The organism is Streptomyces sp. URMC 129, assembly GCF_051386415.1.
GTDB lineage: Bacteria > Actinomycetota > Actinomycetes > Streptomycetales > Streptomycetaceae > Streptomyces.
The window spans coordinates 1-24379 of record NZ_JBPQTQ010000043.1; the positions used below are offsets into that span (position 1 = coordinate 1).

Below are 24379 nucleotides of genomic sequence, written 5' to 3' on the forward strand. Positions count from 1 at the left end.
GTGTCTGTGCGGGGCGGCGGGCGGGCGGGGACTGTGACGGGTCTCACCGTGCGGGTGTGACCCACGATTTATGACCCTTCCCGACCCCCCGATACGCTCGTCTCCGGACTTGCCGCGTGCGCGCGGCCTCGCGGCACGCCCACCGCTGTTAACGATCCGCGATACCACTGATGAGGGACGGACGCGCGTGGACCTGTTCGAGTACCAGGCGAGGGATCTCTTCGCCAAGCATGGCGTACCGGTGCTGGCCGGTGAAGTCATCGAAACCCCCGAGGCGGCGCGTGAGGTGACCGAGCGACTCGGTGGTCGCGCGGTCGTCAAGGCGCAGGTGAAGACCGGTGGGCGCGGCAAGGCCGGTGGTGTGAAGCTCGCCTCCGACCCCGAGGACGCCGTCGAGAAGGCACGGGCCATCCTCGGGATGGACATCAAGGGCCACACGGTCCACCGGGTGATGCTGGCCCAGACGGCCGACATCGCCGAGGAGTACTACGTCTCCTTCCTCCTCGACCGCACCAACCGCACCTTCCTCGCCATGGCCTCCGTCGAGGGCGGCATGGAGATCGAGGAGGTCGCGGCCAACAACCCCGAGGCGCTGGCCAAGATCCCCGTGGACGCCATCGACGGCGTCACCGAGGCCAAGGCCCGCGAGATCGTGGCGGCGGCCCGCTTCCCCGCCGAGATCGCCGACCAGGTGGTCGACGTCCTCCAGAAGCTGTGGACCGTCTTCATCGCCGAGGACGCGCTGCTGGTCGAGGTCAACCCGCTGGTCAAGACCGGCGACGGCCGGATCGTCGCCCTGGACGGCAAGGTGTCGCTGGACGCCAACGCCGAGTTCCGCCAGCCGGACCACGCGGCCCTGGAGGACAAGGCCGCGGCCAACCCGCTGGAGGCCGCCGCCAAGGAGCGCGGGCTGAACTACGTGAAGCTCGACGGCGGCTCGGTCGGCATCATCGGCAACGGCGCGGGCCTCGTGATGAGCACCCTGGATGTCGTCGCCTACGCGGGCGAGAAGCACAACGGCGTGAAGCCGGCCAACTTCCTGGACATCGGCGGCGGTGCCTCCGCCGAGGTGATGGCCAACGGCCTGGAGATCATCCTGGGCGACCCCGAGGTCAAGTCCGTCTTCGTGAACGTCTTCGGCGGCATCACCGCGTGCGACGCCGTGGCAAACGGCATCGTGCAGGCCCTGGAACTGCTGAAGTCCAAGGGCGAGAACGTCACCAAGCCCCTGGTCGTCCGGCTGGACGGCAACAACGCGGAGCTCGGCCGGAAGATCCTGACCGACGCCGCCCACCCGCTCGTCGAGCAGGTGGACACGATGGACGGAGCGGCCGACCGCGCCGCCGAGCTGGCTGCCAAGTAAGGCCGAGCAGGCCGAGTAAAGGAAACCCACACCACCATGGCTATCTTCCTCACCAAGGAAAGCAAGGTCATCGTCCAGGGGATGACCGGTTCCGAAGGCCAGAAGCACACCAGGCGCATGCTGGCGGCCGGCACCAACATCGTCGGCGGCGTGAACCCCCGCAAGGCGGGCCAGAAGGTCGACTTCGACGGCACCGAGGTGCCGGTCTTCGGCAGCGTGAAGGAGGCCGTCGAGGCCACCGGCGCCGACGTGACCGTGATCTTCGTCCCGGAGAAGTTCACCAAGGACGCGGTCATCGAGGCGATCGACGCCGAGATCCCGCTGGCCGTCGTGATCACCGAGGGCATCGCGGTCCACGACACCGCCAACTTCTGGGCGTACGCCGGGAAGAAGGGCAACAAGACCCGCATCATCGGCCCCAACTGCCCCGGCCTCATCACGCCGGGCCAGTCGAACGCGGGCATCATCCCGGCCGACATCACCAAGCCGGGCCGCATCGGTCTGGTCTCGAAGTCCGGCACGCTGACGTACCAGATGATGTACGAGCTGCGTGACCTCGGCTTCAGCTCCTGCGTCGGCATCGGCGGCGACCCGATCATCGGGACCACACACATCGACGCGCTGGCGGCGTTCGAGGCGGACCCGGACACCGACCTGATCGTGATGATCGGTGAGATCGGCGGCGACGCCGAGGAGCGTGCGGCCGACTTCATCAAGGCCAACGTCACCAAGCCGGTCGTCGGCTACGTGGCGGGCTTCACCGCGCCCGAGGGCAAGACGATGGGCCACGCCGGCGCGATCGTCTCCGGTTCGGCCGGTACGGCGCAGGCGAAGAAGGAGGCCCTGGAGGCCGCCGGGGTGAAGGTCGGCAAGACCCCCTCGGAGACGGCGCTCCTGGCCCGCGAGCTGCTGGCCGCCCAGGCCTGACGCGGTCCGCGCCCCGCGCGGCGCGTCCGCGTTCCGTGTCCGCCCGCTCTTCCCGGGTTCCCGGGGAGGGCGGGCGTCCGGCGTTCAGCGGGCCAGCAGCGGCGCCGCCGCCGTGGCGGCCAGGGCCAGCGCCGCCGCCCAGGCCGCCCAGGCGACCAGGGTCCAGCGGCGCATGGCGCGTTCGCCGCGGGCGCGGATCGCCCGCGCCGGGCGGGGGCGGACCGGCCGGGCCGCCGCCGGGCCGGTGAGGAGCCCGGCCACGACCGGGCCCCGCCCGTCGTCCCAGGGCGCCAGCGCCTCCCGCGCGTGCCGCACGCGGCTCGCGGCGGCGGGCGTGGTCGCCTCCGTCTCCGCCGCCGTCTCCGGCAGCGGCAGCCCGAGCCCGTCGTGCAGCAGCAGCGCGCGGCGGTAGCCGGGCGGCAGGCCGAGCAGGGCCTTCAGCGGCGGCCGGTCCTCCGGCGGGACCGCGCGCAGGCTCCCGCCGCGCCGCCCGGGGAGCAGCCCGTGCCACGGCGAGAGCGCGTACTCGTACGCCGCCGCCCGCACCCACCCCGCCGGGTCCGGGTCCACCGCGACCTCGGGCCACCGCTGCCAGGCGAGCAGGAACGCCCGGAGCACCGACCGCTCGGCGAGCCGGTGCCGTCCGCACAGCAGGAACGTCTGCCGGGTCAGCGACACGACGTGCGCGGCGTAGAGCCGGTCGAACGCCGCCGCCGGGTCGCGGGCCGGGTCCGGTCTCACCACCGCACCGTCGGACCGTAGGAGAAAAGGGACATAGTCCTATCATGGGCGACACAGCGGAGAAATCCCGTTACCCGCCGTGCTGGGGTGTTGTTGGCAGCATGGCGGCGTGCGACACCCTCTCCGATGGTTCCTGGAAGGGCTGCTGGCCGCCGGTCTCGGGCTCGGCGCGCTCGCCGCGCTCGTCCTGGTGCTGTGGACCCTCTCGCCCTACCCCGACAGCGGCGCGGGCGGCGCCCTCCGCATCGCCGCCGACCTCTGGCTCCTGGCCCACGGCACCGAACTGCTGCGCGCCGACACCCTCCACGGCACTCCCGCGCCGGTCGGGCTGACCCCGCTGCTGCTGTGCGCGCTGCCCGGCTGGCTGCTGCTGCGGGCCGTCCGGGTCGTCGACTGGGGAACGGAACCGGCCGGGGCCACGCGCGCCGCCCTGTGGATCACCGGGGGCTACCTGCTCGCCGGGGCGGTGGCCGTGCTGCATACCCTGCCCGCCCCGATCGACGCCCGGCCGCTGAGCGCCGCCTGGCACCTGCCGGTGTTCGCGCTCGCCTGCACGCTGGCCGGGGCCTGGTCGGCGGTCGGGCCGCCCGCGCTCCGCCTCCCGTTCCGGCCGCCGCCGGGGCTGCCGGCCGCCTTCGACCGCCGTCGCGTCCTGGCCGCCGCCCGCGTCGCCGCCGGCGGCACCGCCGCGTACTGCGCCGCCGGGGCGCTGCTGGTGGCGGGCGGGCTCGTGCTGCACGCCCACGCCGCCCAGGACGGCCTCGGGGAGCTCGGCGGCGAGTGGTCGGGCCGGCTCGCGGTGCTGCTGCTGACGCTGGCGCTGGTCCCCAACGCGGCGGTGTGGGCGGCGGCCTACGGCCTGGGCCCCGGCTTCACGCTGGGCGCGGGCAGCGCGGTCGCGCCGCTGGGCGTCGGCGGCGAGCCGGAGCTGCCGCCGTTCCCGCTCTTCGCCGTGCTGCCGTCGCAGACCCCGCAGGGTCCGTCGCTGTGGGCGGCGGCCCTCGTTCCCGCGGCCGGGGTGGCGGCGACCGCCTGGTGCGCCGCGCGGGCCGCCGTGCCCGTGCGCGGTGAACGGGTCACCGCGTCGGGCTGGCAGGGCACCGCGCTCACCGTGCTGCTCGCCGCCTGCGGCACCGGCGCGGCCCTCGGCTGCCTGGCCGCGCTGGCCGGCGGGCCGCTGGGCACGGGCGGACTGGCCGAGTTCGGCCCGGACGGCCTGCTGGTCGCCCCGGCCGCCGCCGGGTGGACGGCCGTTCTCGGCACGCCGCTCGCCCTCGCGCTGCGGGCCCGGCGGCTGCGCCGCCCCCGGTGGCTGCGGCAGTGGATCACGGCCCGCGCGACCCGGGCCGCCGCCCGCCTGCGCCCGCGCCCCCGCCGGACGGCCGCCCGGCGGACGGCGGAGGCGGGGCGGACGGATCCCTGGCACGCGACGGGCGCCCGCCGAACGCGCTGGGCGGCCCTGCGCAAGACCTCCGGCGCCCTCGTACCCGAGATCCCCCGGCCACCCGGCCACGGCCCCCCACCGGACGGGCCCCCCGGAGACCGGCCCTGAAGCGCGCTGCGGAAGCCGGGCGAGGCACCGTTCCGGCCATGCTCGAAGGCGGCGGCAGGCTGCCCGCGACGTCCCGCCGGAGCCGCGACGCCCCCGGGCCCGCAGGCCGGGCGGTGCCATCAGGCCCGCACGCTCGCCGGGGTGCCGGATCGCCCACGCAGGGGTGCGTAAGCGTGGCGATCGCCCGCACCGTGGGGGTCCCCCTCCCCGGCCCCTGGGCCCGGGGGAGCTGCGGCCCGGTCCGACGCGGCGTTCCGGACACAGCCCAGGGTTCCTCTTCCGGATCGTCGCAGGGCCACGACGCCCCTCGGCCCGGAGGCCGGGCAGTGCGCCGGGCGCGCATGCGTGGCGATCCGGCCCCTGGCCGGTCGCCCGCACCGTGGGGGTCCCTTCCGGGGGCCGGGCGGTGCCCCTGGGGGCGCACGCTCGCCGGGGTGCCGCATCGCCCGAGCCGGCCCCGGACGAGGACGATCCGGCGCCTGGCGGTCGCCCGCGTCCGGGGGAGCCGCGGGCGGCCGGACGCCCCCTGGAGGACAGGGCCCTGGGCCTGTCTTCCGGATCGTGGGGGCACCTCCCGGACGCCGGTCCGGGGGAGGATCAGGCCGCGGGGTCTGGCTCCCCCGGGTCCCTCGGGGGCCCGGGAGGTACCCCCCCATGCGCCGGCAAGGCGCCGGATCGCAGCTCGTACGGTGGGGGCACCTCCCGGACGCCGGGCTGGGGGAGCGTCGTGGCCCCGCGAAGATCCGGAAGAGAGGCCCTAGTCCTGCTCGCCCAGGACCCGGCGGAGCTGCTCGGGGAGCAGGGTTTCGCACGACTCCCGGGACGGCTCGGTCAACGCGTCGTTCACGCAGTCGAAGTAGTCCTTGTAGACGAGCTGCACGGCGTACGTCGTCGCCACGATCATCAGCGCCGCGGCGGCTTGCCCTCCAGGGCCTCCAGCCGGCGGTTCCTCGGCTCGCCCGCCGGCTTCGGGCCGCCGCGCAGCGCGCTTACGCCCCAGTACAGCGCCAGCGCGCCGAGCAACAGACCCAGCCACTCCCAGCCGAGCAGCCCGCCGAAGACGCCCCACATGCCCGCCAGCACCGCGTACCGCGCGTGCCGCTGCGCCGGGTCGGCCGGATCCCAGCGGCCCCGGCCGCCGGGGCCGCCGCCCTGGCCCGGGCCGTCGCCGTCCGGGTCGCGCCGCGGCTCGCCGAAGGCGCCGCCGTCGCGCTTGGGCTGGCGCCTGCTCCACTGGCTGCCCCACCGCTGGCGCTGGTCGTCCTGGTCGGACGGCTCCGGGTGACGCGGTCGCCACGGCCGGTCGGGCTCTCCCTCGGGCGGCGGCGCGAAGGGGTTGTCCTCCTCGCCCGGCCGCTCCTGCTGGCCGGAGGCACGGCGTCGGTCCGTCATCGTGGTCGTCGAATCTCCCTCATAGGTGCCGGTGACTTCGACCGTACCTGGCCCGCGCCGCCCCGCGGCACGGGGGGATCCGGGCATGCCGGTATCGTTGCCGCAGACCGTCCCCTTAAGGAAGACCCCATCGTGTCCGCTCCCGCCGAGCCTTCGTCCCCGGCACGCGTCGTCGTCCTCGTCTCAGGATCGGGGACCAATCTCCAGGCTCTGCTGGACGCCACGGCCGAGCGCGGCCCCGCGTACGGGGCCGAGGTGGTGGCGGTGGGCGCCGACCGGGACGGCATCGAGGGACTGCGCCGGGCCGAGCGGGCCGGGCTGCCGACGTTCGTCCGGCGGGTCAGGGACTACGGGTCGCGGCGCGAGTGGGACGTGGCGCTGGCCGACGCGGTCTCCGCGCACCGGCCGGACCTGGTGGTCTCGGCGGGCTTCATGAAGATCGTCGGCGAGGAGTTCCTGGCCAGGTTCGGCGGCCGGTTCGTCAACACCCACCCGGCCCTGCTGCCCAGCTTCCCGGGCGCGCACGGCGTGCGCGACGCGCTCGACTACGGCGCGAAGGTGACCGGCTGCACGGTCCACTTCGTCGACGCGGGCGTGGACACCGGCCCGATCATCGCGCAGGGCGTCGTGGAGATCCGCGACGAGGACGACGAGGCCACGCTCCACGAGCGCATCAAGGACGTGGAGCGCCGGCTCCTGGTCGACGTCGTGGGCCGGCTCGCCCGCGACGGATACAGCATCAAGGGACGAAAGGTGTATATCCCGTGACCGCCGAAGAGACCGCCCGCGAGGCGAAGCGGCCCATCCGCCGCGCTCTGGTCAGCGTCTACGACAAGACCGGCCTGGAGGAGCTGGCCCGGGGCCTGCACGCGGCGGGGGTGCGGATCGTGTCGACCGGCTCGACGGCCGGGAGGATCGCCGCCGCCGGGGTGCCGGTCACCCCGGTCGAGGAGCTGACCGGCTTCCCCGAGTGCCTCGACGGCCGGGTCAAGACGCTCCACCCGCGCGTGCACGCGGGCATCCTCGCCGACCTGCGCAAGCCCGAGCACGCCGCGCAGCTCGGCGAGCTGGGCGTCGAGCCGTTCGACCTGGTGGTGGTCAACCTCTACCCGTTCCAGCTCACCGTCGAGTCGGGCGCCTCGCCCGACGAGTGTGTGGAGCAGATCGACATCGGCGGCCCCTCGATGGTCCGCGCGGCGGCGAAGAACCACCCGTCCGTCGCGGTGGTCACCGACCCGGAGCGGTACCCGGACGTGCTGGCGGCCGTCGCGGACGGCGGCTTCACGCTGGCGGAGCGGCGGCGGCTGGCCGCCCGCGCGTTCCAGCACACGGCGGCGTACGACGCGGCGGTGGCCGGCTGGTTCGCGCAGCTCGACGCCGTGGAGGCGGCGGACGCGGAGGGAACGGCCGAGGGCGAGCTGTTCGTGGAGCAGGCCCGGCTGACGTTCGGCCTGGAGCGCGTGCTGCGCTACGGCGAGAACCCGCACCAGGCCGCCGCGCTCTACACCGACGGCAGCGGCACCGGCCTGGCGGCGGCCGAGCAGCTCCACGGCAAGGAGATGTCGTACAACAACTACGTGGACACCGAGGCCGCCCGCCGGGCCGCCTACGACCACGAGGCGCCGTGCGTGGCGATCATCAAGCACACCAACCCGTGCGGCATCGCGGTCGGCGCCGACGTCGCCGAGGCGCACCGCAAGGCGCACGCCTGCGACCCGCTGTCCGCGTTCGGCGGCGTCATCGCCGTCAACCGGCCGGTGTCGGTCGCCATGGCCGAGCAGGTCGCGGACATCTTCACCGAGGTCATCGTCGCCCCGGCCTACGAGGACGGCGCCGTGGAGGTGCTGGCCCGGAAGAAGAACATCCGGGTGCTGCGCTGCCCGGAGCGCCCCGAGGCGGTCACCGAGTACCGGCCGATCGACGGCGGGACGCTGGTGCAGGTCACCGACCGGCTGCAGGCCCCGGGCGACGACCCGGCCGCCTGGCGGCTGGTGACGGGCGAGGCGCTGGACGACGGCGGGCTGGCCGACCTGGCGTTCGCCTGGCGCGCCTGCCGCGCCGTGAAGTCGAACGCGATCCTGCTCGTCAAGGACGGCGCCACGGTCGGCGTCGGGATGGGCCAGGTCAACCGCGTGGACTCGGCCCGGCTCGCCGTCCAGCGGGCGGGCGCGGAGCGGGCGGCGGGGGCGTTCGCCGCGTCGGATGCCTTCTTCCCGTTCCCCGACGGTCTGGAGGTGCTGGCCGAGGCGGGCGTCAGGGCCGTGGCGCAGCCGGGCGGTTCGGTGCGGGACGAGCAGGTCGTGGAGGCGGCCCGGGCGGCGGGGATCTCTCTCTACCTCACCGGGACCCGGCACTTCTTCCACTGACCGAGGACGGGCCGCCGGTCCCGGAGGCCGGCTGGAGCGGGGGCCGGTGCAGGAGGTCGATCACCACCTCGTGCACCACCTCGTGGTCGCGCGGGTCGTACAGCGTGTACGGCCCGCCCTCCGGCGTGTACCACTCGTCGGCGCCCGCGTAACGGACGCGCAAGTGCAGCGCGCCGTCCGCCCCGGCGCTGGTGTGCAGCTCCAACTCGCCGGTGATCACGCCGACTTCCTTGGTCATCACGCCGCCGCGCGGCGCGGTGAAGACCGAGTACCTTTCGCTCATACCGGATATTCGACCACGGACGGGCCGTGATCGCCCCTCAACGCCGCGTCCGCGCGCCGGGCTTGGACCCGTGCGCGCGGACGGCGGCGGAGCGGTGCGGTCAGGCGGCCAGCGGCAGCTGGGTGCCCTCCGGCGGGTTCTGGTAGTGCGTGGTGATCTTGTTCAGCTCGGACTGGTAGTAGATCGCGTGGGTCCCGAGCAGGATGTACAGCAGGATGCCGAGGCCGCCGCTGCACGTCGACGGCAGACCGGCCGCGCGCTGGGCGGCCTGGATCCGGGTGGCGGTGTTGTAGACCGAGACGAACGGCGGGACCAGCAGGTACGCGCCGGGCAGGAACGCCAGCACGCTGACCCCCGGGTTGACCTTGATCCGCTGGTCGAAGAGGCCGATCTCCTTCTGGATCTTGAACCACCACACCAGGCCGTAGATGCCGAGGGTGATGAGCGTCAGGCCCCAGACGCCGAGCGGGTTGCGGATCTTCATCGCCAGGCCGAACCCGGCCGGCGCCACGGGCATGCCGGGCGGCACGGGGCCGGGCGTCGCCGGGTACGGGCCCGGCCGCGGGGCGCCCTGTGGCGGGTACGGACCGGCCGGCGGGCCCGGCTGCGGGCCGCCCTGCGACGGGTACGGGCCGGGACGGCCGCCCGGGTACGGGCCGGGCTGTCCGGGCTGACCCGGCTGTCCGGGCTGGCCCGCCGGGTACGGGCCGGGCTGGGCGCCCTTCTGCAGGCCGGGGCCGGGGACGCCCTGCGGCGGGTACGGGCCAGGCTGCTGCCCGCCCTGCGGCGGCACCGGTCCCTGCGGCGGCGGGCCGGGGGGCGTCTGGTAGTTGCTCACGTCTGTGGGCTCCTCGTGAATCGTGTGCTTCTGTCCGGGCCATGGGGGGACGGCCGGGGCCGCGGTCCGCGGCCGGGCTGTTGAGGGGCCTGGAAGGCGGGGCTGGGGACGTGTGCGTGACGACGCCGTACCGCGCGCGCTTTCCCCCCGGGTCGGCCCAGCGCGTCATTTGATCCTTTCGCCGGCCCCGCTGTCCACCCGGGCGGGAGGACTGTGGCGAACCTGCAACATGTCGCGACACGGGCCCCCGTGGCACGAGCGCCGGGGGGACGCCGGGGGCTGATTGGTGACCCGGGCCCGTCATCCGCGAGGATGGGGGCATGAGCGCCCAGATTCTCGACGGCAAGGCAACCGCCGCCGCGATCAAGTCCGATCTGTCCGTCCGGGTCGCCGCCCTCGCGGAGCGCGGCGTGGTCCCCGGTCTCGGCACGCTGCTCGTCGGGGACGACGTCGGCAGCCAGAAGTACGTGGCCGGCAAGCACCGCGACTGCGCGGCCGTCGGGATCGCCTCCATCCAGCGGGCGCTGCCCGCGACCGCCACGCAGGAGGAGATCGAGGCCGTCGTCCGCGAGCTGAACGAGGACCCGGCGTGCACCGGGTACCTGGTGCAGCTCCCGCTGCCGCGCGGCATCGACGTCAACCGCGTGCTGGAGCTCATCGACCCCGCCAAGGACGCCGACGGGCTGCACCCCACCAACCTGGGCCGCCTGGTGCTGGGCGAGCCCGCGCCGCTGCCCTGCACCCCGAACGGCATCATCCACCTGCTGCGCCACCACGGCGTGGAGCTGGCCGGCGCCCACGTGGTGGTGGTCGGCCGCGGCGTCACGGTGGGCCGCTCCATCCCGCTCCTGCTGACCCGGCGCACCGAGAACTCCACGGTGACCCAGGTCCACACCGGCACCCGCGACCTGTCCGCGCACCTGCGCCGGGCCGACATCGTCGTCGCGGCGGCCGGGGTGCCGCACCTGGTGAAGCCGGAGGACGTCAAGCCGGGCGCGGCCGTCCTGGACGTCGGCGTCAGCCGCGACGAGCACGGCAAGATCGTCGGCGACGTGCACCCGGGCGTCGCCGGGGTGGCCGGCTGGCTCTCCCCGAACCCTGGTGGCGTCGGGCCGATGACCCGGGCGATGCTGCTGCAGAACGTGGTGGAGGCCGCCGAGCGCGCGGCCGGCGGGTGACGGACGGGACCCGGGAGGAACCGGGGAAGGAAGGGGAGCGGCGGTCCATGGGGGCGAACGGCACGGCGTGGCGCAGGCGCAGGCAGTACCCCACCCGGTCCACGGCCAGGCCCGAGGGCGGCCGGCGCAGCGCCGGCGGCCACGCGCCGGCACCGATACGCCAGTGGCCCCTGCTCACCGTGCTGGGGGCCACCGTCGCCGGGCTGCTGATCACCCTGGCGGACTTCCGCGTCGGCCTGCTGACCGTGGGCGCCGCGCTGCTCGCGGGCGCGCTGCTGCGCGCCTGGCTGCCCGCGGTGGGCATGCTGGCGGTCCGCTCCCGCTTCACCGACGTGCTGACCTACGGGGTGCTGGGCTGCCTGATCGTGCTGCTCACGCTGATGGCCGAGCCGGAGCCGTGGTTCGAGGTGCCGTTCCTGAGCGACATCCTGCGCTTCTCGGCCGGTTAGGCGGCCGGGGCCGGGCCGGTCAGCCGGCGGGCCGGTCGTCCGCCAGCCAGGAGGCGACGGTGTCCGGGTGTGCGGCCACCCAGCGTTCGGCGGCGGCGGCCGGGGAGAGACCGTCGTGGGCGATCAGCCCGGCCACCGCGTTCTGGTCGTCGGCGGTCCACGAGAAGTTCCGCAGGAACGCGGCGGCCTCGCCGCCCTCGGCGGCGAAGTCCGCGTTGAGGTATTTCCGCAGCTCGATGCGCGGGTAGTAGCCGGGGAGCCGGACCTCCGCCAGTTCCACCTCGGTGGTCAGCCAGTGCGGCTGCCAGAAGTACGCCAGCAGGGGCGTGCCGCCGGTGCCCGCCTCGTATATCTCCTCGACCAGCGCGTCCTCGCTGCCCGCCGCCACCGGCCGCAGGTCGAGCCCCAGCTCCTCGATGACGGCCTCGTCCCGGGTGGCGAACTGCGGGTCGCCCTGGAGGATCCGGCCGCCGAGCAGGTCGGCGAAGTCGTTCAGGTGGCGCCACTGGAGGGCCCGCGGGTGCGCCCGGGCGAACTCCGCGGGGACGAACCAGCCCGCGTGCCCGGTGATCCCGAGCGCGCCGGCGTCCACCACGTCCGCGCGGAGTTCGACGTGCAGCTCCGTCTGCTCCGGCAGCGCTCCCCAGTCCTCCAGGATCGCCTGGATCGCGCCGTCCCCGATCGCGTCCCAGGCCGTCGCCTGGTCGGTCGGGTGGGTCACGGCCTCCACGCCCAGCTCCGTCTCCAGCACGTGGGCGGCGACGGCCGCGTTGGCCTGGCCGCCCGGCCAGTCCGGCATCGCGATGTGGACCGGAGCGGCCTCCGCGCCGCCCGTCACCCGCTCCGCGACGCCGCACGCGCTCGTCGCGACCAGGCACAGGGCGCCCACTCCGGCGAGGAGGGGGTGACGTCGGGACATGGCGGGGCTTTCCTTACGAAGTCCGGGCGGCGGGTGCCGGGCACGCGTGTGGCCCCGGCACGGGCGTGTGCGGGGCCACAGCAGTTTTCCAGATGATCCGGCTTTCCGGGGGAGAAGCTCAGATGAGCCCGAGACCGCGGACGGCGTCGCGCTCCTCGGCCAGCTCCCGCACCGAGGCGTCGATGCGGGTGCGGGAGAACTCGTTGATCTCCAGGCCCTGGACGATCCGGTACTCGCCGTCCGAGGTGGTCACCGGGAAGGAGGAGATCAGGCCCTCGGGCACGCCGTACGAGCCGTCGGACGGGATGGCCATCGAGGTCCAGTCGCCCTCCGGGGTGCCGTTGACCCAGGTGTGGACGTGGTCGATGGCGGCGTTCGCGGCCGAGGCGGCCGAGGACGCGCCGCGCGCCTCGATGATCGCGGCGCCGCGCTTGGCGACGGTCGGGATGAAGTCCTCCGCGAGCCACTTCTCGTCGGCCACGACCTCGGCGGCGTTCTTGCCCGCGACCTCGGCGTGGAAGATGTCCGGGTACTGGGTGGCGGAGTGGTTGCCCCAGATGGTCAGCTTCGTGATCCCGCTGACCGGGACGCCCGTCTTCTTGGAGAGCTGCGACAGCGCCCGGTTGTGGTCCAGGCGGGTCATCGCGGTGAAGCGGTCGGCCGGCACGTCGGGGGCGGCGGCCTGGGCGATCAGCGCGTTGGTGTTGGCCGGGTTGCCCACGACGAGGACCTTGACGTCGTCGGCGGCGTGGTCGTTGATGGCGCGGCCCTGCGGCTTGAAGATGCCGCCATTGGCCTCCAGCAGGTCACCGCGCTCCATGCCCTTGGTGCGGGGACGGGCGCCGACGAGCAGCGCCACGTTGGTCCCGTCGAAGGCGACGTTCGGGTCGTCGGTGATGTCGATGCCGGACAGCAGCGGGAAGGCGCAGTCGTCGAGCTCCATGGCGGTGCCCTCGGCGGCCGGCAGGGCCGGGGTGATCTCCAGCAGCCGGAGCTTCACCGGGGTGTCGGGGCCGAGCAGGTGCCCGGACGCGATGCGGAAGAGAAGCGCGTAGCCGATCTGGCCGGCGGCGCCGGTGACGGTGACGGTGACGGGGGTGCGGGGCATTGTGTCTCCGGATTCGCACGATGACGGCCGGGTCGCTCGGTCACGTGTCCGAGGTCCTCTCCACGGCGAGAGACCCGGGGGGCAGGCTGTCGGGTGCCGTCCCCGGCGCCCCGCCCGGTGGGGCGGGGACGCCCTTTCAGGGACGGCGCGGGGAGGGCTCAGGCGGCGGCGATCTTCTTCTTCAGGTTCTCGTCGAGCGCCGCGAGGAACTCCTCGGTGGTCAGCCAGGGCTGGTCCTTGCCGATGAGCAGCGCCAGGTCCTTGGTCATCTGGCCGCCCTCGACGGTCTCCACGCAGACCTGCTCCAGCTTCTCGGCGAAGCCGGTCACCTCGGGGGTGTTGTCGAGCTTGCCGCGGTGGGCCAGGCCACGGGTCCAGGCGAAGATCGACGCGATGGGGTTGGTCGAGGTGGACTTGCCCTGCTGGTGCTGCCGGTAGTGGCGGGTGACCGTGCCGTGCGCGGCCTCGGCCTCGACGGTGCGGCCGTCGGGGGTCATCAGCACGGAGGTCATCAGGCCCAGCGAGCCGAAGCCCTGCGCGACGATGTCGGACTGCACGTCGCCGTCGTAGTTCTTGCAGGCCCAGACGTAGCCGCCCTCCCACTTCAGCGCCGCGGCGACCATGTCGTCGATCAGGCGGTGCTCGTAGGTGAGGCCCTTGGCGTCGAACTCGGCCTTGAACTCGCTGTCGAAGATCTCCTGGAACAGGTCCTTGAAGCGGCCGTCGTAGGCCTTGAGGATCGTGTTCTTCGTCGACATGTAGACCGGGTAGTTCCGCTGGAGGCCGTAGCGGAACGAGGCGCGGGCGAAGTCGCGGATCGACTCGTCCAGGTTGTACATGGCCAGCGCGACGCCGGAGCCCGGGAAGTCGTAGACCTCCAGCTCGATCGGGTCCGAGCCGTCCTTGGGGGTGAAGGAGAGGGTCAGCGTGCCCTCGCCGGGGATCTTCAGGTCGGTCGCGCGGTACTGGTCGCCGAACGCGTGACGGCCGACGACGATCGGCTGCGTCCAGCCCGGCACCAGCCGCGGCACGTTGCTCATGATGATCGGCTCGCGGAAGATCACGCCGCCCAGAATGTTCCGGATCGTCCCGTTCGGGGAGCGGTACATCTTCTTCAGGCCGAACTCCTCGACCCGGGCCTCGTCCGGCGTGATGGTGGCGCACTTGACGCCGACGCCGTGCTCCTTGATCGCGTTCGCCGCGTCGACCGTGACCTGGTCGTCGGTCGCGTCGCGGTGCTCGATCCCGAGGTCGTAGTACCTCAGATCGACGTCGAGGTACGGAAGGATCAGCTTGTCCTTGATGAACTGCCAGATGATGCGCGTCATCTCGTCCCCGTCGAGCTCCACGACGGGGTTGGCTACCTTGATCTTGGCCATGAGTGCGGTCTGTCCCTCTCCAGCGGCTGGGTCCGGGCATCTCGATATCTCGCCATCAAGATACCCGGACCCAGGGTAGCCTCCCGGGGCGGCGGACCCCCACCGGGCACCTGAGACAATGGCCGCATGGCTGCTGAACGTCCTCGCGTGCTCTCCGGAATCCAGCCCACGGCCGGCTCGTTCCACCTCGGCAACTATCTGGGCGCGGTCCGCCAGTGGGTGGCGCTCCAGGAGACCCACGACACGTACTACGTGGTCGTCGACCTGCACGCGATCACCATCCCGCAGGACCCGCGCGCGCTGCGCGAGGCCACGCGGATGGCCGCCGCCCAGTTGCTGGGCGCCGGGCTCGACCCGGAGCGCTGCACCCTCTTCGTGCAGAGCCACGTGCCCGAGCACGCGCAGCTCGCCTGGGTGCTGAACTGCCTCACCGGCTTCGGCGAGGCGTCGCGGATGACGCAGTTCAAGGACAAGTCCGCCAAGCAGGGCGCCGAGGGCACCACCGTCGGCCTCTTCACCTACCCGGTGCTCCAGGCCGCCGACATCCTGCTCTACCAGCCGGACCTGGTGCCGGTCGGGGAGGACCAGCGGCAGCACATCGAGCTGACCCGGGACCTGGCCGAGCGGTTCAACGGGCGCCACGGGCAGACGTTCACCGTGCCGGGGCCGTACATCCTCAAGGAGGCCGCGAAGATCTACGACCTCCAGGACCCGGCGATCAAGATGAGCAAGTCGGCCTCCTCGCCCAAGGGCATCGTCTGGCTGATGGACGAGCCGAAGACGTCGGCCAAGAAGTTCCGCGGCGCCGTCACCGACACCGGCACCGTGATCCGGTACGACCCGGAGACCAAGCCCGGCGTGAGCAACCTGCTCACCATCTACGCGGCGCTGACCGGCATCGGCGTCGCGGAGCTGGAGGAGAAGTTCGCCGGGCAGCTCTACGGCCCGCTCAAGACCGAGCTGGGTGACGTCTTCGCGGAGTGGGTGGCGCCCTTCCGCGCCCGCACCCAGGAGTACCTGGACGACCCGGCCGAGCTGGACCGCCTGCTGGCCCGCGGCGCCGACAAGGCGCGCGCCGTCGCCGCCCGGACTCTGGCCGACGTGTACGAGAAGGTCGGTTTCCTGCCCGCGGGTGCACACTGAGACCAGGGACGACACCGGTCACGACCACAGGGAGATGGAGCACGTGGGGACCGTCACGCTCGGCGTGTCGATCGCGGTCCCGGAGCCGCACGGAAGCCTGCTTCAGCGCTGCCGTCTGGGCTTCGGGGATGCCGCCGCGGCCGGCATCTTCACCCATGTGACCCTGCTGCCGCCCACCGAGGTCGACGCGGCCTCCCGGGCGGTGATCGACGAGCACCTCGCGGGCATCGCGGCGGGCGCGCGCCCCTTCCGCATGCGGCTGTGCGGCACGGACACCTTCCGGCCGCTGTCGCCCGTGGTCTACCTGCGGGTCGTCGAGGGCGGCCCGGCCTGCGGGCGGCTCCAGGAGCGGATCCGCGAGCGCGGTGGTCCGCTCGCCCGCGAGCTGCAGTTCCCCTACCACCCGCACGTCACCGTCGCGCACGGCGTGGCCGAGGGCGCGATGGACATCGCGCAGGCCGAGCTGGCGGACTACGAGGCCGCCTGGACGGTCAGCGGCTTCTCGCTCTACGAGCAGGGGCCGGGCGGGATCTGGGCGCCGCGCCGGGAGTTCAGGTTCGCGCCCTACCCGCGGCAGCGCAGCCCCCTGCCCCGGCAGTGGGCGCCCGAGGCGGCGTGACCCCACGGGTCCGACCTCACCGGTAGGCTTATCACTCTTCACGGGTGTCAACGGAGGAAAACGGGGCAGATGCCCCTATCGTGGCCGACGTTATGCAGCGACTGACCCGGGTACCGAGGCTCGGACCCGCGGTGGCGTGGTTCTTCCGCAGCCGTGTGTGGCAGGTGTACCAGCACCTGGACGCGCGGCAGTGGACGAGGCTGGCCGCGGCCATCACGTTCACCAGCTTCGTCACCCTCTTCCCCGCCCTGGCGCTCGCGGCGGCCGTCGTCGCGGCGCTGCTGGACGAGGAGCGGCTGGACGACGTCGAGCGGTGGTTCGCCGACCAGGTCCCCGGCATCTCCGACCAGCTGGACCTGGCGGCCTTCTTCGACCACGCCGGGACCATCGGATTCGTCTCGGCGCTGCTGGTGCTCTCCACCGGCGCCAACTGGGTGGAGGCGCTGCGCGGCTGCCTGCGGACGCTGTGGGACCTGCCGGAGCCCGAGGAGAACTTCGTCCAGCGCCGGATCCGGGACGTCGGCGTGCTGGCCGGGCTCGGCGGGGTCACCGCCCTGTCGCTCGCGGCCTCCGGGCTCGGGATGAACGTCCTGCACCAGGTCGGCTCCGGGATCGTCCTCCAGATCGCCGCCTACCTGCTGGCGATCGTGGTCACCTGCCTGCTGCTGGCGTACATGCTCGTCTGGATGCCCGGCGTCCGGCCGCCCCGGCACGCGGTGATCACCGCGTGCCTGATGGGGGCGGTCGGCTTCGAACTGCTGAAGCTGCTGCTCGGCAGCTACCTGACCGATGTCGCCGGCCGGAACGTCTACGGCGCCTTCGGGGTGCCCATCGCCCTGCTGATCTGGATCAACCTCATGGCGAAGCTGCTGCTGGCGTGCTGCGCCTGGACGGCCACCGCCGTCAGTCCGGAGGAGCGGCCCTGCGCCGACGCGCTGGAAGCGGAAGAGGGTGACGACGATGGAACACATACGCACCGGCCGCCAGCAGTACCGCAGTCCCGGCCGTGACGCCGAGCACCAGGACGCCGCTCGCGGAGCCGCCGCCCTCCGATGAGGCCGTCGCGCCGTCGAGCGCGGACTCGTCGCCGGTGTTCTTGCCGCCGTCCACCTCGGTGGTGGCGGGCTCCTCCCCGGGCAGCTCGCTCAGCGGCGGGACCAGCTCCCCGACGGGCTCCACCGTGCCGGCCGCCTCGAAGCCCCAGTCCAGCAGGTCGGCGGCCTCGCGGTAGACGGCGAGGCTGTCGTCGTCCTCGGGGTTCATGACGGTGACCAGCAGCACCCGGCCGGACCGTTCCGCGATCCCGGTGAAGGTGTGGCCGGCGGAGGAGGTGTAGCCGTTCTTGACGCCGGCGATGCCCTCGTAGGGCTCCAGCCCGGGTGCGCCGACCAGGAGCCGGTTGGTGTTCGCGATCGGGTACGACTCGCGGTCCTCGCCCTCCCCGCCGCCGGGGAACTCGGCCTCGGGCGTGGCGGCGTACTCGCGGAAGTCGCTGTTCTGCATGCCGGACCTGGCGAAGAGGGTCAGGTCGTAGGCGGAGGACGTCTGGCCGCGCGCGTCGTAGCCGTCCGGGTTCACCACGTGGGTGTCGCCGGCCTGCAACTCCTCGGCGCGGGCGTTCATCTCGGCCACCGTGCGCTCCTTGCCGCCGTTCATGGCGGTGAGCGCGTACACGGCGTCGTTGCCGGAGACGAGGAAGACGCCGCGCCACAGGTCCTCGACGGTGTACGTCTGGTCGTCCGCGATGCCGACCGCGCTGCTGCCCTCGCCCATCTCCGTGAAGTGCTCCGGCCGGGCCCGGTACAGGTCCTCCCGGTCGAACTTGGGCAGCACCGTGTCCGCGAACAGCATCTTGAGGGTGCTGGCGGGGGCGAGAGGCCAGTGCGCGTTGCGGGCGGCCAGCACCTCGCCGCTCTCGGCGTCGGCGACGATCCACGACTTCGCCGTCAGATCGTCCGGCAGCTCCGGCACCCCGGGGCCCTCGTGGACCTGGGTCCCCGGTCTGCCCAGGAGTTCGCCGCCGACGGTCGACATCCGCCGGGGCGGATCGTCGGCCGCGAAGGCGGGCGCCAGCAGGGTGGGAGTGACGGCGACTATCGCGACAGCGAGCGCGCGAACGGACATCCGAAAAGAGGACGAGCGATTGAACGGCACACCGTGAACTTACCGTTGCCGCCCGGGACCAGGACCAGCGGAGCGGACCAAACCGGTGACCGGCCCGGATCAAACGGGGGACGCGCGTCACGGATACTTGCTGTGGGGGACGACCGACAGCACAAGAGGGGGTCTTCATGCTCATCGGCGCGGCCGTCGTCTTCGCCCTGTTGCTCGGGGGAACGCACTGGTATCTGTGGCGACGCCTGGTGCGCGACGTCTCGTCCCCCGGCGGCTGGTACCGCCGGATCGGCACCACCCTGGCCGTGGCCCTTCCCGCGCTGTCGCTCGTGGCGATCACCGGCCGCGAGACTGGCCTGCCGTTCGGGGCGCTCCAGGTGGTGTCCTGGCCGGGCTACTACTGGCTGGCGATGCTGCTGTACCTGATGCTGGCCCTGGTCCCGGCGGAGCTGCTCCGCTGGGCCCTGCTGCGCCGCGCCGCCGGGCGCCGGGCGCCTGACGCGGATTCAGCCGCCGCGGCGGGCGGGCCGGACACCGCGGACGGGGCCGTCGCCGCGCGGGAGCCCGTCGCGGTCGGTGCCGCCGCGGGGGAGGCCGCCGCGGGGGAGGCCGCGCCGCCGGCCCGGGCCGCGGGCGGTTCCGGGGCGGACGGGACGGTGCCGGCCGCCGCCGGGGACGCCGCGCCGCCGCCGGACGCGCTCAGCCGCCGGCTGCTCGTCTCGCGCGGCATCGCCCTGGGCGCCGGGGTCGTCGCGACCGGGGTCGTGGGGTACGGGGCGTACGCGGCGCGGCGGTTGACCACCAAGCGGGTGGGGGTCACCCTCGCCAAGCTGCCGCGCGCCGCCCACGGGTACCGCATCGCCGTCGTCAGCGACATCCACCTCGGGCCCATCATGGGCCGCGCCCACTGCCAGAACGTCGTGGACCACATCAACCGCACCCAGCCCGACCTGATCACCGTCGTCGGCGACCTGGTCGACGCCGAGGTGGACGACCTGCGGTCCGCCGTCGCGCCGCTGGCCGGGCTGCGCGCCAGGGACGGGGCGTACTTCGTGACCGGCAACCACGAGTACTACCTCGACACCGCCGCCTGGGTGGACCACGTGCGCGAGCTGGGCCTGATCCCGCTGGCCAACGCGCGGGACGAGCTGCCCTGGTTCGACCTCGCCGGGGTCAACGACGCCGACGGCGAGGGCAGCGCCTTCGGCGGGCCCGACTTCGAGGCGGCGCTCGGGGACCGGGACCGGCGGCGGGCCACCGTCCTCATGGCCCACCAGCCCGTGCAGATCCACGACGCCGTGGACTACGGCGTCGACCTCCAGCTCTCCGGCCACACCCACGGCGGCCAGCTCTGGCCGTTCACCTACGTCGCCGGGCTGGCCAACCCCACGCTGGCCGGTCTCGAACGCTACGGCGACACCCAGCTCTACGTCTCCCGCGGCGCCGGGGCCTGGGGGCCGCCCGTGCGGGTGGGCGCCGATCCCGACATCACGGTGATCGAGCTGGCGTCGGCCCAGGCGTGAACCGCCGGGCGGGATCCGCGCGACGCGGGGCGGACCGATCACCTGTCCGGATTTGGTCCCGCGCTTCCTTCCGGGTCAACTATTCGGGCCATTCTGGTGTCCTAGATAACGGCTGGAGAACAAACTGACAGCGTGACGGAAACGCGACCCCGGTGACGGAGGAGTGAGGGGCATGACGGACGAATCCGGGGCGGAAGCCCTCATCATCCGGGGCATGGTGCGCGACTCCCTCGGAGTCGCGCTGCCGCGCGCCGTGGTGACGCTCACGGGCGCGGCGGGGGGCCGGAGCCTGGTGAAGACGCGCAGCGCGGACGACGGCGGCTTCACGGTGACGGCGCCGGGGCACGGCGACTATCTGCTGGTCGCCTTCTTCCCGCAGCTCGGCAGTCAGAGCATCATGATCCGGCTGAACGGCCGCCCCGTCGAGGTGGAGTTCCGCATGGACGTTCCCGGCGCCGTAGTGGACTGATCACGCCACGAGTTGTGGCCGGTCCGTTGTCGCCGCGTCACACGGGGAACAGGGCCCTGTGGTTGGCTGGCCCCGCGACATAGGAGTGGGAGAAGGGCGCGGGGAGAGTGCGACGCATCCGGGCCGGAGCGGCCATAGGCATCGGACTGGCCGTCCTGCTGGTGGCCGGCGCGGTCGGCGGCTGGTGGTTCTTCCGCTCGGGCGACGGAGGCCAGGAGCCGATCGTCGTCGGCAGCACCTCGGCGCCCGCCCTGGTCGATCCGGGCGCGGCCTACGACGCGGGCTCCTGGGCGCTGATGAGCAACCTGTACCAGTCGCTGCTGACCTTCGTGCCCGGCCAGGAGAAGCCGGTGCCCGACGCGGCCGAGAGCTGCGGCTTCACCGACACCGAGCTGACCGTCTTCCGCTGCCGGCTCCGCGACGACCTCACCTTCAGCAATGGCGACCCGATCACCCCCGAGGACGTCGTGTTCTCCTACGAACGCGTCCTCGCCATGGCCGAGCGCGCCCGGCGCGAGGCCGGGGACGACAGCATCCCCGACGAGGACAAGTTCGTCTCCACCGGGCCGGCCGCGCTGCTGTCCACGCTGGAGGCGGTGCGGATCGACGACCGGGACATCGTCTTCGAGCTGAACCAGCCCGACGCCACCTTCCCCTTCATCGTCGCGGGCAGCGCCGGGGCCATCGTCGACCGCGACAGCTACGAGGAGCTGGAGCCGCGCACGGACGGCCAGGTCGTCGGCTCGGGGCCGTATCTGCTCACCGGCTTCGAGCCCGGCGTCCTCGCCGAGCTGGAGCCCAACCCCCGGTACCGCGGCGCCGCCGAGGTCCCCGCGTTCCCCATCACCGTCCGGTACTTCCAGCAGGCGGAGGACGGCACCCCGGCCGAGCGGCTGCTGGCCGAGGCGTGGCAGGCGGGGGAGCTGGACGTGAACGACGGCAGGATGCCGCCCCAGGTGATGGCCGAGATCAACACCAGCGACCCCGACTTCCGTGTCTCCGAGTCCGCCGACGGCACCGTCCGCCTGCTCGCCTTCAACACCCGCGAGGGCGCCCCCATGGCGAACGAGACGGCCCGCCAGGTCGCCGCCACCCTCATCGACCGGGAGGCCATCAGCCGCCACGTGCAGGAGGACACGGTCGAGCCGCTGTACTCCCTCATCCCCGTGGGCTTCACCGGCCATGGCACCCCGTACTACGACCAGTACCGCGACCGCGACCCCGACGAGCTGCGCGCGGAGCTGGAGGAGGCGGGGCTGGAGGTGCCGGTGGCCTTCCACCTCGCCTACTCGCGCGGCGCGGCCAGCAACGAGGAGGCCGATCTCATCGAGCGGCAGCTGGAGGCCGACGGCCTGTTCGAGGTCGAGGTCGAGTACTACGACTGGCACGAGTTCATCCCCACGGTCTACGGGCAGCGGCCGTTCGACGCGTACCTCATCGGCTGGAGTCCCGACTTCCCCGACCCGGCCACGTTCACCGACACGCTCCTCGGCCCCGGCGACACCCTCAACACCGGCTACCACAACGACGTGATCGACGAGCTCATCGCCCGGACGCAGGCCGAGCCCGACCGCGGGCGGGCCGCCGAGGACTTCAGGGTCATTCACGAGCACGCCGCCGACGAGGTCCCGATCATCCCGATCTGGCAGGAGAAGCACATCACCATCAGCCGCCCCGACATCACCGGCATCCAGCATCTGTCGACCAACAGCGGCGTGTGGCGCCTGTGGGAGCTGCGCCGCATCTGACCGGTACGGCAGGATGCGGGGGTATGGCACGACTACGGCACACGATCGTTCTCGAACCCGTCAGCCGCCGCCGCGTCGACGACGCCGTCGCCGTGGTGCACGACATCGCGGAGGGCCTGCTGGCGGGCGGTGAGGGCACCCTGATCGCCGAGGACGGCCGGCCCGTCGTCGAGGTGACGCTCACCGGCGGGGAGCACCTGCGGCCGGGCGCCCGGTACGGGTTCGCCGCCAGCGGCCCGCACCTCACCGAGCTGGAGCTGCTCACCTGGGACCGGGACCGGGAGACCGGCGTCCGCCTCGACGTCACCGAGCCGCCGCACGCGGTGCCGCGGGGCGGCGAGACCTCGGGCGCCCTGGTCTCCTCCGTGGTGCGGCTGCGCAGCGCGGAACGGCCCGAGCACGTCGAGGTGACGGTGGACGCGGCGCTGACCCGCCCGGACGGGCGGCGCAGGCGGCTGCGCTGGTTCACCCTGCACGGCGGGCTCGACCTGGCCCGCTGGTGGGCGGCCGTCGGCACGGACCCCGCCACCCGCGCGACCCGGGCCGTCCCGGGCGCGCCCGCGCTCACCGTGGACGTCCGGCACCCGATACTGCGGGCCGGCGTGCGGGCCGTGCCGCGCGCGGACGCGGCGGACGGCAGGTGGCGGCTCGACGTGGAGATCATGCTGCGCGGCCGGGGACTGGCCCGCCCGGTGGCGGCCGTCCCGCTGCTGGTGACCCGCCGGGTGCTGCACCGGGCCATCGGCCAGGCCCTGGACCGCCTCGCGGACGACTGGCGCGTGGTGCTCCTGCCCGAACTCGACCGGGACCCCGAGGACTTCAGGCGACGGCTGCTGGACGAGCTGTGCACGGGATCCGTGGACTGAGCAGGTGATCCTCAGAGCACCTTGCCGGGGTTGAGGATGCCCAGCGGGTCGAACACCTGCCGGACCGCGCGCTGGAGCTCCAGGCCGACCGGGCCCAGCTCGCGGGCCAGCCACGCGCGTTTGAGCAGCCCGACGCCGTGCTCGCCGGTGATGGTGCCGCCCAGCTCCAGGCCGAGGGCCATGATCTCGTCGAACGACTCCCTGGCGCGCCGCGCCTCGTCCGCGTCGGAGGCGTCGAAGCAGACCGTGGGGTGGGTGTTCCCGTCGCCCGCGTGCGCGCACACGCCGATGGTCAGGCCGTGCCGCCCGGCGATCCGCTCGACGCCCTCCAGCAGGGCGGCCAGCCGGTCGCGGGGCACGCAGACGTCGTCGATCATCGTGGTGCCCTTCACCCGTTCCAGCGCGGGCAGCGCGGCGCGCCGGGCGGCGAGCAGCAGCTCCGACTCGGCCGCGTCGTCGGCCGGGACCACCCCGGTGGCGCCGGCGTCCCGGCACAGCGCGGCCACCGCCGCCAGGTCGGCGCCCGGGTCCGGGGTGTCGAACGCGGCCAGCAGCAGCGCCCGCGTCGACTCCGGCAGGTCCATCCTGGTCATCCGGTTGACCGCCCGCACCGTGGTGGCGTCCATCAGCTCCAGCAGCGCGGGCGTGTGCCCGGCGGCCATGATCCGGCAGACGGCGTCCCCGGCCGCCGCCGCCGAGGGGAACTCGGCGGCCAGCGCCAGGCTCGGCGGCGGCGCCGGCCGGAGCGCGAGCACCGCCCGGACGACGACGCCGAGCGTGCCCTCGGAGCCCACGAAGAGGCGGGTCAGGTCGTACCCGGCGACGCCCTTGGCGGTGCGGCGCCCGGTGGACAGCAGCCGCCCGTCGGCCAGCACCACGTCCAGCCCCAGCACGTATTCGGCGGTCACCCCGTACTTCACGCAGCACAGGCCGCCGGAGCCGGTGCCGATGTTCCCGCCGATGGTGCACTGCTCCCAGCTCGACGGGTCCGGGGGATAGGCCAGCCCGTGCGCGGCCACCGCCTTCGACAGGTCGGCGTTGACGACGCCCGGCTCGACCACCGCGATCCGGTTCACCGGGTCGATCTCCAGGATCCGGTCCATGCGCAGGAGGGAGAGGACGACGCAGCCGTCCACGGCGTTGGCCGCCCCGGACAGCCCGGTCCGCGCGCCCTGCGGCACCACCGGCACCCGCAGCGCGCTCGCGGTCCGCAGCACGTGCCGCACCTGCTCCACCGTGCGCGGCAGCACCACGGCGGCGGGGGCGCCCGCCGGGCAGAATCCGGCCATGTCGTGGGCGTAGGAGGCCGTGACGTCCGGATCGGTGAGGACCGCCTCGGCCGGCAGCCCCTCGCGCAGCCGCGCGACAAGAGTGCTCATACCGTGAGCTTCGCACCCCGCC

The 24379-nt window shown here is 73.6% G+C and carries 24 protein-coding genes; 14 read left to right on the plus strand and 10 right to left on the minus strand.

Annotation, left to right across the window (positions count from 1 at the left end):
* Positions 1–187 precede the first annotated feature (187 nt).
* Entirely contained in the window at positions 188–1363 is a 1176-nt protein-coding gene (sucC, locus tag ACSNOC_RS11540; RefSeq protein ID WP_436747255.1) for an ADP-forming succinate--CoA ligase subunit beta, read from the plus strand.
* Positions 1364–1399: 36 nt separating this feature from the next.
* Entirely contained in the window at positions 1400–2290 is an 891-nt protein-coding gene (gene sucD, locus ACSNOC_RS11545; RefSeq protein WP_436747256.1) for a succinate--CoA ligase subunit alpha, read from the plus strand.
* Between the two features lie 84 nt (positions 2291–2374).
* On the opposite strand, the gene ACSNOC_RS11550 is transcribed toward sucD, so the two are convergent.
* A complete protein-coding gene (locus ACSNOC_RS11550) occupies positions 2375–3031 on the minus strand; it encodes a sigma factor-like helix-turn-helix DNA-binding protein (RefSeq protein ID WP_436747257.1) in 657 nt (218 codons plus the stop codon).
* Between the two features lie 109 nt (positions 3032–3140).
* On the opposite strand from ACSNOC_RS11550, the gene ACSNOC_RS11555 reads away from it, so the two are divergent.
* A complete protein-coding gene (locus ACSNOC_RS11555) occupies positions 3141–4583 on the plus strand; it encodes a cell division protein PerM (protein WP_436747258.1) in 1443 nt (480 codons plus the stop codon).
* Between the two features lie 757 nt (positions 4584–5340).
* Here the strand turns inward: ACSNOC_RS11555 and ACSNOC_RS11560 are convergent.
* Both ACSNOC_RS11560 and ACSNOC_RS11565 read right to left on the minus strand, forming a co-directional pair.
* On the minus strand, positions 5341–5481 hold the full coding sequence (locus ACSNOC_RS11560) for a hypothetical protein (RefSeq protein ID WP_436747259.1): 141 nt from the start codon (positions 5479–5481) through the stop codon (positions 5341–5343).
* Positions 5482–5486: 5 nt separating this feature from the next.
* A complete protein-coding gene (locus tag ACSNOC_RS11565) occupies positions 5487–5975 on the minus strand; it encodes a hypothetical protein (protein ID WP_436747260.1) in 489 nt (162 codons plus the stop codon).
* A gap of 132 nt (positions 5976–6107) precedes the next feature.
* On the opposite strand from ACSNOC_RS11565, the gene purN reads away from it, so the two are divergent.
* Positions 6108–6743 (plus strand): phosphoribosylglycinamide formyltransferase, encoded by a 636-nt coding sequence (gene purN, locus ACSNOC_RS11570; RefSeq protein ID WP_436747261.1) that lies wholly within the window; start codon positions 6108–6110, stop codon positions 6741–6743.
* Complete coding sequence (gene purH / locus ACSNOC_RS11575) at positions 6740–8341, plus strand: bifunctional phosphoribosylaminoimidazolecarboxamide formyltransferase/IMP cyclohydrolase (RefSeq protein WP_436747262.1); 1602 nt, start codon at positions 6740–6742, stop codon at positions 8339–8341. The genes purN and purH overlap by 4 nt, the downstream gene beginning before the upstream one ends.
* Here the strand turns inward: purH and ACSNOC_RS11580 are convergent.
* A complete protein-coding gene (locus ACSNOC_RS11580) occupies positions 8313–8624 on the minus strand; it encodes a hypothetical protein (RefSeq protein ID WP_436747263.1) in 312 nt (103 codons plus the stop codon). The two genes, purH and ACSNOC_RS11580, sit on opposite strands and share 29 nt — an antisense overlap.
* 100 nt (positions 8625–8724) lie before the next feature.
* On the minus strand, positions 8725–9462 hold the full coding sequence (locus tag ACSNOC_RS11585) for a DUF4234 domain-containing protein (RefSeq protein WP_436747264.1): 738 nt from the start codon (positions 9460–9462) through the stop codon (positions 8725–8727).
* Between the two features lie 320 nt (positions 9463–9782).
* Here ACSNOC_RS11585 and ACSNOC_RS11590 point away from each other — a divergent pair, with 320 nt between their 5' ends.
* Together ACSNOC_RS11590 and ACSNOC_RS11595 are read left to right on the plus strand one after the other, a co-directional pair.
* Positions 9783–10640, plus strand: coding sequence for a bifunctional methylenetetrahydrofolate dehydrogenase/methenyltetrahydrofolate cyclohydrolase (locus ACSNOC_RS11590; RefSeq protein ID WP_436747265.1), 858 nt, complete (start codon positions 9783–9785; stop codon positions 10638–10640).
* A gap of 47 nt (positions 10641–10687) precedes the next feature.
* The gene (locus tag ACSNOC_RS11595; protein WP_436747266.1) at positions 10688–11089 is read left to right on the plus strand and encodes a DUF3017 domain-containing protein; all 402 of its coding nucleotides are present in this window, start codon (positions 10688–10690) and stop codon (positions 11087–11089) included.
* 19 nt (positions 11090–11108) lie between these two features.
* On the opposite strand, the gene ACSNOC_RS11600 is transcribed toward ACSNOC_RS11595, so the two are convergent.
* The 3 genes from ACSNOC_RS11600 to ACSNOC_RS11610 form a co-directional block, all read right to left on the minus strand.
* Positions 11109–12008, minus strand: a complete 900-nt coding sequence (locus ACSNOC_RS11600) for a glycine betaine ABC transporter substrate-binding protein (RefSeq protein ID WP_436747267.1) — start codon at positions 12006–12008, stop codon at positions 11109–11111.
* Between the two features lie 118 nt (positions 12009–12126).
* Positions 12127–13116, minus strand: a complete 990-nt coding sequence (locus ACSNOC_RS11605) for a malate dehydrogenase (RefSeq protein WP_436747268.1) — start codon at positions 13114–13116, stop codon at positions 12127–12129.
* Between the two features lie 158 nt (positions 13117–13274).
* Positions 13275–14495, minus strand: coding sequence for an NADP-dependent isocitrate dehydrogenase (locus ACSNOC_RS11610; protein ID WP_436747269.1), 1221 nt, complete (start codon positions 14493–14495; stop codon positions 13275–13277).
* 126 nt (positions 14496–14621) lie between these two features.
* Between ACSNOC_RS11610 and trpS the strand changes: the two genes are divergently transcribed.
* The 3 genes from trpS to ACSNOC_RS11625 all read left to right on the plus strand — a co-directional run bounded on the left by trpS (position 14622) and on the right by ACSNOC_RS11625 (position 17267).
* Positions 14622–15638 carry a tryptophan--tRNA ligase gene (trpS, locus tag ACSNOC_RS11615; protein ID WP_436747270.1) on the plus strand — a complete coding sequence of 339 codons (1017 nt, stop codon included), beginning with the start codon at positions 14622–14624 and terminating at the stop codon, positions 15636–15638.
* Between the two features lie 43 nt (positions 15639–15681).
* Positions 15682–16257: a 2'-5' RNA ligase family protein gene (locus tag ACSNOC_RS11620; protein WP_436747271.1), complete on the plus strand. Its 576-nt coding sequence runs from the start codon at positions 15682–15684 to the stop codon at positions 16255–16257.
* A gap of 92 nt (positions 16258–16349) precedes the next feature.
* Positions 16350–17267 (plus strand): YihY/virulence factor BrkB family protein, encoded by a 918-nt coding sequence (locus tag ACSNOC_RS11625; protein ID WP_436747272.1) that lies wholly within the window; start codon positions 16350–16352, stop codon positions 17265–17267.
* Here ACSNOC_RS11625 and ACSNOC_RS11630 read toward each other — a convergent pair.
* The gene (locus tag ACSNOC_RS11630; RefSeq protein ID WP_436747273.1) at positions 17161–18381 is read right to left on the minus strand and encodes a D-alanyl-D-alanine carboxypeptidase family protein; all 1221 of its coding nucleotides are present in this window, start codon (positions 18379–18381) and stop codon (positions 17161–17163) included. The two genes, ACSNOC_RS11625 and ACSNOC_RS11630, sit on opposite strands and share 107 nt — an antisense overlap.
* A 167-nt stretch (positions 18382–18548) precedes the next feature.
* Here ACSNOC_RS11630 and ACSNOC_RS11635 point away from each other — a divergent pair, with 167 nt between their 5' ends.
* From ACSNOC_RS11635 to ACSNOC_RS11650, 4 genes are all read left to right on the plus strand, one after another.
* A complete protein-coding gene (locus ACSNOC_RS11635; protein WP_436747274.1) occupies positions 18549–19895 on the plus strand; it encodes a metallophosphoesterase in 1347 nt (448 codons plus the stop codon).
* A 172-nt stretch (positions 19896–20067) separates the two neighbouring features.
* Positions 20068–20364, plus strand: a complete 297-nt coding sequence (locus ACSNOC_RS11640; RefSeq protein ID WP_436747275.1) for a carboxypeptidase-like regulatory domain-containing protein — start codon at positions 20068–20070, stop codon at positions 20362–20364.
* A 107-nt stretch (positions 20365–20471) separates the two neighbouring features.
* Complete coding sequence (locus ACSNOC_RS11645; RefSeq protein WP_436747276.1) at positions 20472–22112, plus strand: ABC transporter substrate-binding protein; 1641 nt, start codon at positions 20472–20474, stop codon at positions 22110–22112.
* 23 nt (positions 22113–22135) lie between these two features.
* Positions 22136–22978: a hypothetical protein gene (locus ACSNOC_RS11650; protein WP_436747277.1), complete on the plus strand. Its 843-nt coding sequence runs from the start codon at positions 22136–22138 to the stop codon at positions 22976–22978.
* 11 nt (positions 22979–22989) lie between these two features.
* On the opposite strand, the gene ACSNOC_RS11655 is transcribed toward ACSNOC_RS11650, so the two are convergent.
* Complete coding sequence (locus tag ACSNOC_RS11655) at positions 22990–24357, minus strand: FAD-binding oxidoreductase (RefSeq protein WP_436747278.1); 1368 nt, start codon at positions 24355–24357, stop codon at positions 22990–22992.
* Positions 24358–24379: the final 22 nt, after the last annotated feature.